We start from the raw sequence: 12,486 nt of genomic DNA, 5'->3' as shown, positions 1-12,486 counted from the left end.
ACTCATGAGTGCTCGGTTATATGCGGGCCAATTGGTTGTGCGGTAGATTTTGTGTGTAGGCTTCTTCATTTGAAAATTATATCGCTGAAAAAGCCTTTACAGATAGGTTTGTGCAACAAAGCCATTTCCAAATAGTTACTTCTTAACGTATTGAATGCTTCTAAATCAGGTGAAGCATATTCGTTTGGCTGAAAGTCTTTGATATTTGAAAAATAGAATAGAGGACCTTTATCACTAAAGATGTCATATCCTGTTGGACCATTAAAACTGTTATTTGCATTATCCCCACTCGCAGCAAAGACTGGTAAATTAGTTTTTCCTACAATAATTGCTCCAGCATCTCGCAGACGCTTCACAAGTGGTGCATCTTTTTCAGGAATAAGATCTATACCACCGGCTTTAGAAGAGAATCCGCTCCAACCAGCTGTAGTTGGCACACCTTTTTGATCGATTGAATCCTTTAATACAATAGGAATCCCTGCAAGTACCCCGAGTTCATCACCCTTTTTTCTGCGTTGATCTATATCTTCAGCCTCAGATAGAGCTGTTTCACTCAAACTAATAAAAGCGTTATATTTTGGCTCATATTGTTCGATTCTATCGTAATGAGCAGACATCAGGTCAGCCGTTGTTACCTTACCACTCGTCATTATCTCTTTAGCTTCATCAATAGTTAGTGAACTAAGATCTAGGGACACCTCTTCTTTATCAATTGAACTCTTATCGTCATTACCACATCCTGTAATAACAGCTGCTGCAAGCATTGTAGCGATAACACTTTTATTCATTAACATTTTTCACCCATTGGCATAGAAACACAGAACTCATTTCTCATTTAAAATTAATAACTTAAAATCAATTTATTAAAAATTGTTGTTCTAAAGCAAAACATTACTAATCAGGAATGTAGTGTTATTGCTGTGCTTCCGCCAGATGACGTTCATTTACTGCCTGTTCATATAACAGCTGTTCTTTTTCTTTATGTTCGACAGAGAAGCGGATCATCAACACACAACTTGCAGCAATCACCACCAAGCTACCCAGTACCATCAAAGTGGTTTGAATATCCAGCATGCCTTTTAACAGGAAACCTGCAGCTACCGCGCCGACATTGCCACCTGCTCCAATAATACCGGCCACACCACCCAAGGCATCACGGTCGATAAAAGGTACCAGTGCATAGGTAGCGCCACATGCCATATGAGTAAACAAGGCAAAGATGGTCATTGCCATGATCGCCAAGGTTGCACTATTCATTTGCGAAAACAGAATAAGAAACAGACCTTCCAGCATGATCAAGGCAAACAGGACTTTGGTTCGACCATCCAGACCTTTTTGAATCGCAACTTTGTCTGAAACAATGCCACCCAAGGCACGGGCAAACAATGCCAGTAAACCAAAAATCCCGGCAGCCATGCCTGCTTCTTTTAGGCCAAACTGGAAGTTGTCGACAAAGTACAAGGCAATAATGTTATGGATGAAAATTTCAATACCAAAACAGGCTGCATAAGCTCCAAACAAAATCCACACACGGTAGTTACGTGCGGCATGCATCAAGATTGCAAGGCCGCCTTTTTTATCGCTACCAACAGAAATACCTTCAGCACGGAGTTCTTTAAAATTGCCTTGTGGACAGTCTTGGGTGAATTTCCAGTACAGTACACCGACAATGATCATCAGAATACCCGGAACCAGAAGTGCAATTCTCCATCCCATTGCCTGTTCTACACCGAACATCACCAAAGCAGCCAGCATTAAAGGCATCAGGGCTTGAGTCGCACCGCCACCGGCATTCCCCCAACCTGCTGTAGTTGCATTTGCCGTTCCCACCACATTTGGCGCAAACATGATACTGGTATGATATTGAGTAATCACGAAGCTGGCACCGATGGCGCCAATCAATAAACGGAAAAACAAGAAAGATTCATAACTGTTGGCCGACGCCACACCAAACACCGGAATACTGCCAATAATCAGTAAGGCGGTATAGGTTTTACGCGGACCGTATTTATCACACAACGGCCCCACGATCAGACGCACCAGAATTGTAATGGCGACTGCGGCAATATTGATATTGGCGATCTGCTCTTTGGTCAGGCTGAATTCACCGGCAATCACTGGCATTAACGGTGCACAGGCAAACCACGCAAAGAAACAGACAAAAAAAGCGAGCCAACTCATATGGAAGGCCCGCATCGCTGAAGTACTAAAGTTAAATAGACTTATTTTTGTTGCTTTATTGAGACTTGTATTTGAAGACATAGCCATTTCCTTACCAGAACTGAACGTATTTAAGTCACTGTGATGCACAAGGCATATCAGTAACGATCAGAACGGACGTCATTGGCCGTCATACAAATGTAGAGTCTTCTTTGACTTTAATTAGATATATGCATAGGTCATGCCAGATTATTTTTAACATAAAATAAACTATTCTTTTATATAAAATAATTTTTATTTCACTTTCAAATTTAGACTTTTCTTTCTTAAAAATAGAGAGAAAAATAGATATCTTCTGAGAAATTATGAGCAAAACAGCGATAGGATGACCTGCCCGGAGTCATTGCTGGTTTAAATCGGTGCAGGGCTGGATCAAATAATTTTTCCCTTTTCAAAATGCAGCAGTTGTGCCTGTAAATACGCCACTTCATCTACATGATGAGTCACATAAATCATGGGTAAATCTGTTTGATGAATCACAATTTTCAGAAAAGGTAAAATCTGGTTTTTCAGCTTTTGATCCAGTCCATTTAAAGGCTCATCCAAAAGTAATAGGTCGGGAGAAGATAAAAGTGCACGACCGATAGAAACGCGCTGTGCCTGTCCACCAGAAAGCTGATGCGCCCGATGCCGAAGTAGTGGCTTTAATTCGAGTAACTCCACAATGTCTTCAAACGTAAATTTCTGCAGACCTTTATTTTTTATATTTAGCTGTTCTGCATATTTCAAATTCTGCACGACATTCAGATGCGGAAACAGTAGGGCTTGCTGAAAAATCAGGGCAATTTTTCTTTGATGAACAGGAATATTCAGTTTCTGCTGATGATCAAATAATATTTTTTGCTGAAAATGAATAAAGCCTTGTGATGGTTTTAATAGTCCTGCAATATTTTTTAAAAAGGTGCTTTTCCCACTTCCTGAGGCTCCCACAATACCAATCAATTGTGTCTGCATATCCAGACTGGCCTGTAGCTGGAAATTTGCGTAATTAAACTGAAAATCACACTTCAGCATCTTAAGCCTCCAATTTACGTTGATACTTCTGCATGATCCAGTAATTTGCAATCAAGGCTGAAAAAGCCAGAATCAGAGATAAAATGACCAAACGCATAGCCATACTTTCTCCATCAGGCTGTTGTAACAGGCTATAAATGGCGATGGGAATGGTACGGGTTTCTTCTGGAATATTGCCAACAAAGGTAATCGTGGCACCAAATTCTCCCAGACTGCGGCTGAAACATAAAATGCTGCCGATTAAAATTCCAGGCAAAGCCAGAGGCAGGCTAATGCTACAGAATACCCGCCATGGTGTGGCGCCCAAAGATCCTGCCACCTGTTCTAACTGCCGGTTGATCATTTGAAAAGACAAGCGAATTGGTTGAACCATTAAAGGAAATGCCACAATCATTGCTGCCAGTACCGCACCTTTCCAGTTAAATATCAGCTGAATTCCCCATTTATGTAGATATTGCCCCAGCATACCCTGATGACCAAATAGCAGGAGCAGAAGATAGCCCAGTACTACCGGCGGTAGCACCATAGGCATCTGCAATATTGCCTCTACGAGAAATTTGGCCCTGAATTCATAACGCGCCAGTAACCATGCTACGGCGATAGCAAATGGCAGACACACCGCTGTGGCAAAGCCCGCTACTTTGGCTGAAAGCGCTAAGGCACTCAGTTCTTCTGGTGTAAGCATGAGCAGTTAGCCTACCTTAAGCTTAAAACCATATTTCTGGAAAATCTGCCTGGCCCTTGGACTCGTCTGGATAAATTCAGAAAATTGGACTGCTGCCTGATTTTTCTGGCCCTGCCGGGTTAAAGCGATTGGATACACAATCGGACGATGTGTACTGGCTGGAAATACTCCTGAAATTTTAACTTTTTTACTCATCAAGGCATCAGTTCTATACACAATGCCGACCTGACATTCGCCACGTTCTACAAATGCGAGAGTTGAACGGACGCTATCTGTACCGACAATTCTGCCCCGAAGCGGATTCAACCAGCCCAACCGGGTTAAGCTTTGCTGGGCATATTTCCCGGCAGGCACCGATTCCATTTGTCCTGTACATAAATAACCCTGAAAGGCTTTAGCAAAATTAAAGTCGGCTGACATTTTAAAATGATTTTTTTGCTGAATAGGACTAATCAATACAAGTTCATTCAAGAGCAAAGGTCGAATCTGACCGATCGAAATTTTTTGTTTTTTAAGTAAATTATGCATCCATTCAAGATCTGCAGAAAAAAAGATATCACTCTCAGCTCCCGCTGCAATTTGTTTCGCCAATACCGAAGACGCAGCAAAAACCGGAACGATCTGGATGTCCTGATGCTGTTGCTCATATAGTCTGGAAATATCAGTAATCGCATTGGTCAGGCTGGCTGCGGCATATATTTTAACTGTTTCGGCATACAGCATGGGGCTAGTCAACAGCACGCCAGTGAGTAGAACTTTGAATAAATCCATCTTTCTCATTCTATGTGATTCGAATATTGAGAATTGCGACAGGCATTTCAAATCAGTAAACCTTGTACCACATGCCCGGCTTGGATTTCTGTTGCTGCCGGAATACGTACCAGACAATTGGCCTGCATCAGATTACTCAACATATGCGACTGCTGTTTCGCCAGGCTTTTGAGCTTTAAAGTACCCTGATCAAATTCTGCAGCCATTCTTAAACAACGTTCACGTGCATCCGCTTTCAAATCATGTGTCATTACCGCACTAAGCCATGCAGGTGACTGCTTTTGCCCTTGTAAGGCATTCAGTAAAGTTGCCGTATAGATTTGCATCCCGACATACACAGCAGCCGGATTTCCCGGCAAACCCAAGAGATAACAGTAACCTTGATCATCTCGACGATACTTGGCAAATAACATCGGTTTTCCGGGCTTCTGCTTCACTTTCCAGAAAATCTGCTCAAAACCCTGCTCCAGGGCAACAGGGCGAATGAAATCATAATCACCCACCGAAACCCCGCCTGTGGTCAAGATGACATCGTATTGGTGTTTGAGTCGGTTCAGTAATAATTGCAGTTCGGACTCACAATCGGGCACATGCAGAATATCTACGTTTTGACCCTGTGACTGAAACCAAGCCTGAATCAGTGGAGCATTGGCGTCAAAGACTTTTCCGGAATTCAGGTCTTCAATGCTGGAAGCCACTTCATCTCCAGTAATCACGACAGCAATTTTAGGATAACGATAGACTGAAACCTGCTTTACGCCTGCCATGCTCAAAGCTGCAATTGCACCTACATGCAGTTTTTGACCTGCATCTGCCAGACGCTGCCCTTGTGCGATTTCCTCGCCTGCATCACGTATATCCGTATGAGGCTTTAGGTCTGTTGTAATAATGATTTGATTGGCATGGCATTTGACAATTTCCTGACGGGCGACCGTTGTAGTTCCTGCTGGAATCCTGGCACCGGTAAAAATCCGGACCGCCTGACCTGGCCGCAGTTCAATTTCAGTACTTTGCCCTGCCCGAATCTCTCCAATGAGTTCAAAAGTGCTGTGAGCACTAACATTTTCTGGACTGCAAAGCGCATAGCCATCTACAGCACTTTGTGAAAACAGCGGCAATGGTATGGCCGAATCAATCGCCTCTGCCAGATAGCGATTCAGAGCCCGAGCAAGCGGCAGGCTTTCAGTTGCTAGGATATGCGTCTGCTCAAGTATCATCTGCAGCGCCTGATCAACAGAAATCAGTCCCGGCTCAGCACCGCAGGCTGAATGTGATAGTGCCTGATTCATTGATAACCTCCCGCATGTGGGATATTTTTTTGCACATCAAACAAGTGCACCAAAGCCGGAAGTACCGCGATCAGGGATTCTTTCGCACCCTGCCGACTTCCCGGTAGGGTCATCACCAGACTGTTCTCAATATAGCCAGCCACGCCACGACTTAATGCTGCATAAGGGGTACGTTTTTGCCCAAAACTACGTGAAGCTTCCATTAAACCGGGAATTTCCCGTTGCAGCAAAGGTTGTAGGGTTTCGACGGTCAGGTCTTTAGGACCTAAGCCAGTACCGCCCACAGTTAGAATCAGCGGATACTGATTTTTCTGCTGTTCAATCAGGGTCAATAGCTGTTCAGGGCGATCTGGAATGACCTGATAACTAATAGAATCAAAATTGGCTTCTTTTAAAATTTCCAGTACGTTTTGTCCGGCAGTGTCCGGCTTTTTGCCTGCTGCAACCGTATCGGACAGTACAATAACTGAAGCGGACAGACTCTCTTTAAGTACGCGGGTAAAATGTGATTTTCCACCTTTTTTCTGCTGCAACCTGCATTGATCCAGCGACAAATCTTCCGGTTCACAATGTGGCTTCAGCATGTCATACAAGGTCAGACCCGCCAGACTGACCGCTGTCAAAGCTTCCATTTCCACACCGGTGGGTCCAATGGTTTCAACGGTAGCAATAATTTCGACATGTGCATCAAACAGTTTATATTCGACATCGGCACGATAAATCGGCAATGGATGGCACAGTGGAATCAGCTCATCGGTCCGTTTGGCACCCAGAATGCCGGCAATGCGTGCTGTTTTCAGGGCATCCCCTTTTTCAGTATTGCCATTACGCAGCAACTCAATGCAATGTGGCGGTGCATGCAGGATTCCAGTGGCAATTGCTGTACGGTAACTTTCTGCTTTCATCCCTACATTTTTCATGATTCATCCCGAGCTAATTTTAAAATCTGTTTAAAGTGATTCACCTTATGCATCCTCATTAGACACATTTAATTAGATGGTGATTGGCAAGCGTGTGGTGCTACATGGTGATGCTGACAATGCAGATCTTCTGCAGGATGAGAGTGATCCGTTTCAGGTCCATGATCTTTTCGGATACAACAGCCTTCGACATATTGACTGCTACCATCCGTATAAAATTCTTCTTTCCAGACCGGAACTTCATGCTTCACCCGTTCCACAGCTTCCTCACAGGCAGCGAAGGCCTCACGACGATGGGCCGCATAAGCCATAGCAATAATGGCTGTTTCCCCAACCTCCAGCTCACCAATACGGTGCACTACCCGCACATAAGACACCTGGTATTTGATCTGGATCTGCTGTTCAATTTCACGAATCATTTTTTCAGCCACAGGCGCATAGGCGGTATATTTCAGGGCATGCACAGCTTTCCCCTGATGATGGTTACGTACTGTTCCGACAAAGATGCCGATTCCACCACATTCCGGAAAATGCTGGATACCATCAAAATCCTCCAGACTAAAAGCAGTCTGCTGGATTCGAGCAAATTGTTTTAATGGTTTGAGTTGCATCTCAGCCTCCTGCTACCGGCGATAACAGCACCAGCGTACTGTCCCGATTTAAAACGTTCTGTCTGGAAATAATGTCTTCACCGATTGCACAGGCGCAGCGTTCCAGCATGGGCTGTATATCGGGATAGAGGGATAACAACTGGTTCAGGACTTCAGAAACCTGAATTTCAGACTCACATTGCAAATTTAAATCTGCTGGAAGTTGTCGTTCAATCGCACCGAAGGCTTCTATTTTGATATGAATTAATTTTTGCTGAGTGAGTGACATATTTATCCTCCAATGCTGTGCATGCTGATTTTTCGAATCGGCTTTTGTATTGGTGATTGCTGGATCGCATGGAAGCCGGCCTCTTTATGCCAGATATAAGTGTGGAGCTTGTGCTGAAATGTCTGTGTGGCGAAATGATCCAGCGCCAGTTGTTCAATATCTGCCTTAAGGTTCAGGCCTTGTCTGGCAAATAAACAGTTATAAAATTCACCTTGGGCATTGAGGCGTAGGCGATCACAATCACCGCAAAATGAATGGGTAATGGTGGAAATAATCCCTAAAGGCTGCCCATTGACCAAATAGCCGCGGGCTGGATTGGCGCCTTGTCCTTGAGATACCTGGACATCAAATTCAGTTTTCAGTTGATCCAGGATATCCTGCTCACTGATGACATCAGACGGATTCCATTTCTGATCGCCATCGAGGGGCATAAACTCAATAAAACGCAGTTCTATAGCCTGATGCTGTGCCCATTTCACCAAAGGAATAATCTGATTGTCATTGATGCCTTTGATCAGCACACTATTGATCTTGACGGTCAAACCTGCCTGCTGTGCGGCAGAAATACCTTGAAGTACAGGCTGTAACTGTTTTTGGGTCAGTTGCTGAAACTGCTTTGGATCAAGACTGTCTAGACTGATATTTAGATCGTCCAGTCCTGCCTGTTTAAGCAATTGAGCATAATCTGCTAAATAATGGCCATTACTGGTCATGGAAATACGTTTCAGGCCAAAGGCTTTCAATGTCTGTAAGCGGGCAATAAAATGAACGATGCCTTGACGCATCAACGGTTCGCCACCCGTCACCCGGATCTGCTCAATCCCGTGTCGCACCATAAACTCGCAAAAAGCATACAGGGCTTCAAAACTGAGCAAATCTTTTTTATTCATCCATTGCGGATGTTCAGGCATGCAATAGCTGCATTTGAAATTACAACGGTCAGTCACCGAGATCCGCAACTTACGTTTCTGCCGTCCAAACTGATCCTGAAAGATACTGCGAGGTGCTAAAGCTGTCATGCTGTTCATTGCTGCGGTCCATGATGAGATCTGCACGGTTATTTAACAGTCTTGATTTACTGCCCTATTTCTTCACAATGAATGAGCAATAAGTGTTCCAACTTTGCACAAATTTATTTTTAAATAATATTAATGGATAACATTTGTTCTTTTTTAGTCCGAAAGTTTGCTCGAAAAATAAAAAAAGCAATATTTTGGTGAACCAGAATATGATAATTCGACTTTTAGCATTTTAAACGCTAGAGAAAGTTAAGCTGTTGATGCTGCTGTAGCTCGTCAAATGAATTAATACTGTGAAAAAACAGGGCACGATTTTTAAAGCTTGCCCGCTGCATGTGCATGTCAGCAAAACAGAGTTTTAAACTGTGCTGATCATTTTCAAGATGTTGTATAAGAGTGGGTAAGCTGCTGCGTTTCATCAGACAGAATGGAAACAATGCCTTTTCATTGATTTCAACTACCGCCACTTCAGATAAAGGATGTCGTTGCAGGGCCTGATGTAAACGTGAAATGACCTTTTTGGGGATATAGGTCACATCACAAGGCACGAACAGCACATAATCAGATTCCACATGTGACCAGGCACTCTTCATGCCCATCAATGGTCCCTGAAAGCCGGGTTCATCGTCCTGATAAAAATCAATCGAAGGAATCATCCGTTTATAAATAGAGTGATCCCGATGGCTATTGACCCAGACTTTGCTTGCCCGGGACTTCAGTTGCTGATGGATTTTAATTAGCTGGATTTCATCATCAAATTTGTGCAGCAATTTATTGATGCCATTCATGCGCCGCGCTAAACCTCCGGCCAGAATCACCACGTCGGTTTCCGGATAAGACACCGTCTTCATCACTCTTCTTTTCATTCTATGCACTCCGTCTGGCAGGCCTTAATCAGGCCTCTAATTTCTGGCAAACACGAACCGCAATTTCCTCCGGCTTTTAGACATGCAGTCACCTGTTTTTCATGCGTGATATTTTTATCTTTAATGGTTTGAATAATTCGGTTCTTGCCGACCTTAAAACAGCTACAGACCAATGCTCCTTCACTATTTCCCATCGACATGGCCTGACCTGCCAGCAATGCTTTACGATGTAATGCACTCAGACGTTCACGTCTAAACAGGCCAGCCACCCAGTCACGATCTGGCAATAATGCCGCCGGTGCGATATAAAAACTGGCAATTAACTGGCCATCCTGAAGAACCACACTATGACTGATATGCGCCGTTTGATCTTCGAGATTCAGCCATTCAAAGCTTTCATCATTAAAGTCTAAGAGACTCTTGATCTGCCCGGTGATGTCAGAAAACCTGCGCCGGTCTGCCAGTTCATAACGGATGGCCTGAGTGGTTTGAATTTTGCTCCACCACACCATATTTTCAATCATGGTCTGGATCTGTTGTTCAAAGCCTTCCCGTACATACAGCACGCCCTGCCACTGAGTATAAAATGGCTGGATCATCACCGGAGTATGCTTAAACTCTGGCTCGCCGGAAATCGGGTCAACCACCGGATTCACCACTTTGCCAATCCGCGCATCGGACGCAAACTGGTCGTTCCAGTGAATCGGTGCAAAAATCTGGCCACGTCGCATATTTTGTGAAAATTGCACACGGAGTACACAACTTCCCCAAGCCGATTTCACCTCGACCAGCTCGGCATCTTTCAGGCCATATTTTAGCGCATCGTGCGGATGCAGCTCACAATAAGGCTCGGCACGATGCTGGGATAAACTGGCAGATAATCCGGTACGGCTCATGGTGTGCCATTGATCACGAATGCGTCCGGTATTTAGGATCAGCGGATATTCAGTAGAAATAGCATGTACCGGATCGGCTGCAACTGTTGGCACCAATCTGGCTTTGCCATCTGCATGGCTAAACTGGCCTTGACTAAATAGTTGACCAACCTGATGAACTTCTTGCTTATCCCAGACTGGCCACTGGATCGGTGCCAGATTATGATATTCTGCAAAACTGAGATGAGTTAAACCTTGCAGGTTGAAATAGCGGAAATTTGGCGTATCTGCGCGTTGCGAAAGTGAACCATTCTGATAGGCAGATAAACGGGCATGTTCCAGAAAAATGTCATGGCTATTGTTAAAGTCAAAACCGCGAAAACCTAAGACCTGAGCCACCCGGGAAATGGCCCACCAGTCTGCTTTGGCTTCACCCGGAGCCGGCAAAAAGGCCTTTTGCCGTGAAATACGGCGCTCCGAATTGGTGACTGTGCCATCTTTTTCGCCCCAACCCAGTGCCGGTAACAGTACATCGGCATATTGCGTGGTATCAGTGTCGAGACAAATATCGGAAACCACTACAAATTCACACTTTTCCAGAGCGCGTTTAACCTGATCTGCATTGGGCAAACTCACGATCGGATTGGTGGCCATAATCCAGATGGCCTTGATTTTTCCGCTTTCCACCGCTTGAAATAAATCTACTGCTTTTAATCCGGGCTGCCGCGCGATGACCGGGCTTTGCCAGAAGTCCTGCACCAGTTGCTGATGCTGCGGGTTCTCCAAATCTAGATGGCTGGCCAGCATATTGGCCAGCCCCCCGACTTCCCGTCCGCCCATCGCATTCGGTTGTCCGGTCATGGAAAAAGGTGCCGAACCGGGTTTGCCTATTTTTCCTGTCAATAAATGACAGTTGATAATGCTATTGGCTTTGTCTACTCCTTGAGAGGATTGGTTTACGCCCATGGAAAACAGGCTCATGATTTTTTCGTTCTGGGCAAATTTCTGAAAAAATAAGGTTAATTTTTCAATAGCAATACCGGTACGTTTTGCCACGCTTTCAAGCGATGACTCTGTCGAGCTACTGGCAAGCGCCTGCTCCAGACCTTGAGTATGGTGTGTAACAAAATCCAGATCGGCATGACCATTTTGCTGAAGATATTGCAACAAGCCATTAAACAGCGCGACATCCTGACCGGGTAAAATGGGTAAGTGTAAGTCTGCCGCTTCACAGGTTGCGGTAAAGCGTGGATCAATCACTACCACGAATAAATCCCGCTCTTCTTTGGCTTTCATAATGCGCTGATAAAGCACCGGATGGCACCAGGCGGTATTGGATCCGACCAGAACCACCATTTCTGTCTGCTCAAAATCTGTATAGCTGGCCGGTACCAGATCTTCGCCAAAAGCCCGTTTATGCGCTGCCACAGCAGATGACATGCACAGTCTTGAATTGGTATCAATATTGGCAGTACCGAGATAGCCTTTTACAAACTTGTTCACCACATAATAGTCTTCAGTTAAAAGCTGGCCAGAGACATAAAAGGCGATGCTGTCGCGCCCATACTGATCAATACATTGCTGAAATTTATTGGCAATACTTGAAATGGCATGATCCCAAGTGCTTATTTGCCGCTGTTCTTTTCGACCAGTCATCGGATGCAGAAGTCGGGTTTTTAAGCCAAGTGTATCGGCGAGATGACTGCCTTTAATACACAACTTGCCCAAGTTCGCAGGATGCTGAACATCGCCTTCAATCTGAACCTTTTCACCCATCGAGGTTTGGCTTACGTGCGCGATGACACCACAGCCTACTCCACAATAAGGACAGGTCGTCTGAGTGGTTTTTATTTGGGATTCAGTAGAGCTATGTAGTTCCATAACCGGAATACTATTCATTGCTGCTGCGCTCCTTAATCATCCAAATTCACTTGTTTCACCAAATCTC

General features: G+C 44.5%; 12 protein-coding genes. All 12 read right to left on the bottom strand.

The window, feature by feature from the left end; all coding sequences use genetic code 11:
- Positions 1–65: 65 nt before the first annotated feature.
- Positions 66–788, bottom strand: coding sequence for an amidase family protein (locus AC1P5O_RS11750; protein WP_228277126.1), 723 nt, complete (start codon positions 786–788; stop codon positions 66–68).
- Positions 789–912: 124 nt separating this feature from the next.
- Positions 913–2,262: an MFS transporter gene (locus AC1P5O_RS11745; protein WP_121979909.1), complete on the bottom strand. Its 1,350-nt coding sequence runs from the start codon at positions 2,260–2,262 to the stop codon at positions 913–915.
- 330 nt (positions 2,263–2,592) lie between these two features.
- Complete coding sequence (locus tag AC1P5O_RS11740; RefSeq protein WP_121979910.1) at positions 2,593–3,234, bottom strand: ATP-binding cassette domain-containing protein; 642 nt, start codon at positions 3,232–3,234, stop codon at positions 2,593–2,595.
- A 1-nt stretch (position 3,235) separates the two neighbouring features.
- Positions 3,236–3,919: a molybdate ABC transporter permease subunit gene (gene modB / locus AC1P5O_RS11735; protein ID WP_005100280.1), complete on the bottom strand. Its 684-nt coding sequence runs from the start codon at positions 3,917–3,919 to the stop codon at positions 3,236–3,238.
- Positions 3,920–3,925: 6 nt separating this feature from the next.
- Positions 3,926–4,690 carry a molybdate ABC transporter substrate-binding protein gene (modA, locus tag AC1P5O_RS11730; RefSeq protein WP_121979911.1) on the bottom strand — a complete coding sequence of 255 codons (765 nt, stop codon included), beginning with the start codon at positions 4,688–4,690 and terminating at the stop codon, positions 3,926–3,928.
- A 47-nt stretch (positions 4,691–4,737) separates the two neighbouring features.
- The gene (locus AC1P5O_RS11725) at positions 4,738–5,979 is read right to left on the bottom strand and encodes a molybdopterin molybdotransferase MoeA (RefSeq protein WP_121979912.1); all 1,242 of its coding nucleotides are present in this window, start codon (positions 5,977–5,979) and stop codon (positions 4,738–4,740) included.
- A complete protein-coding gene (gene moaCB, locus AC1P5O_RS11720; RefSeq protein ID WP_121979913.1) occupies positions 5,976–6,899 on the bottom strand; it encodes a bifunctional molybdenum cofactor biosynthesis protein MoaC/MoaB in 924 nt (307 codons plus the stop codon). Before moaCB ends, AC1P5O_RS11725 begins: the two co-directional genes overlap by 4 nt.
- A 68-nt stretch (positions 6,900–6,967) precedes the next feature.
- The gene (locus tag AC1P5O_RS11715; protein WP_121979914.1) at positions 6,968–7,510 is read right to left on the bottom strand and encodes a molybdenum cofactor biosynthesis protein MoaE; all 543 of its coding nucleotides are present in this window, start codon (positions 7,508–7,510) and stop codon (positions 6,968–6,970) included.
- Between the two features lies 1 nt (position 7,511).
- Complete coding sequence (locus AC1P5O_RS11710) at positions 7,512–7,778, bottom strand: MoaD/ThiS family protein (RefSeq protein WP_121979915.1); 267 nt, start codon at positions 7,776–7,778, stop codon at positions 7,512–7,514.
- Between the two features lie 2 nt (positions 7,779–7,780).
- Positions 7,781–8,806 (bottom strand): GTP 3',8-cyclase MoaA, encoded by a 1,026-nt coding sequence (gene moaA / locus AC1P5O_RS11705; protein ID WP_121979916.1) that lies wholly within the window; start codon positions 8,804–8,806, stop codon positions 7,781–7,783.
- Positions 8,807–9,036: 230 nt separating this feature from the next.
- The gene (gene mobA / locus AC1P5O_RS11700; RefSeq protein WP_499006051.1) at positions 9,037–9,648 is read right to left on the bottom strand and encodes a molybdenum cofactor guanylyltransferase; all 612 of its coding nucleotides are present in this window, start codon (positions 9,646–9,648) and stop codon (positions 9,037–9,039) included.
- 11 nt (positions 9,649–9,659) lie between these two features.
- On the bottom strand, positions 9,660–12,437 hold the full coding sequence (locus AC1P5O_RS11695; protein WP_253145070.1) for a nitrate reductase: 2,778 nt from the start codon (positions 12,435–12,437) through the stop codon (positions 9,660–9,662).
- Between the last annotated feature and the right edge of the window lie 49 nt (positions 12,438–12,486).

This window comes from Prolinoborus fasciculus (genome assembly GCF_056724605.1).
Note: the sequence above shows the minus strand (reverse complement) of the source record. Positions and strands in the feature narration are given on the sequence as shown.

Coding starts and splice junctions, on each gene's coding strand:
- modA (WP_121979911.1), bottom strand. CDS start 4,690: ATGGATTTATTCAAAGTTCTACTCACTGGCGTGCTGTTGACTAGCCCC.
- AC1P5O_RS11750 (WP_228277126.1), bottom strand. CDS start 788: ATGAATAAAAGTGTTATCGCTACAATGCTTGCAGCAGCTGTTATTACA.
- modB (WP_005100280.1), bottom strand. CDS start 3,919: ATGCTTACACCAGAAGAACTGAGTGCCTTAGCGCTTTCAGCCAAAGTA.
- AC1P5O_RS11695 (WP_253145070.1), bottom strand. CDS start 12,437: ATGAATAGTATTCCGGTTATGGAACTACATAGCTCTACTGAATCCCAA.
- AC1P5O_RS11710 (WP_121979915.1), bottom strand. CDS start 7,778: ATGTCACTCACTCAGCAAAAATTAATTCATATCAAAATAGAAGCCTTC.
- mobA (WP_499006051.1), bottom strand. CDS start 9,648: ATGAAGACGGTGTCTTATCCGGAAACCGACGTGGTGATTCTGGCCGGA.
- moaA (WP_121979916.1), bottom strand. CDS start 8,806: ATGAACAGCATGACAGCTTTAGCACCTCGCAGTATCTTTCAGGATCAG.
- moaCB (WP_121979913.1), bottom strand. CDS start 6,899: ATGAAAAATGTAGGGATGAAAGCAGAAAGTTACCGTACAGCAATTGCC.
- AC1P5O_RS11745 (WP_121979909.1), bottom strand. CDS start 2,262: ATGTCTTCAAATACAAGTCTCAATAAAGCAACAAAAATAAGTCTATTT.
- AC1P5O_RS11740 (WP_121979910.1), bottom strand. CDS start 3,234: ATGCTGAAGTGTGATTTTCAGTTTAATTACGCAAATTTCCAGCTACAG.
- AC1P5O_RS11715 (WP_121979914.1), bottom strand. CDS start 7,510: ATGCAACTCAAACCATTAAAACAATTTGCTCGAATCCAGCAGACTGCT.
- AC1P5O_RS11725 (WP_121979912.1), bottom strand. CDS start 5,979: ATGAATCAGGCACTATCACATTCAGCCTGCGGTGCTGAGCCGGGACTG.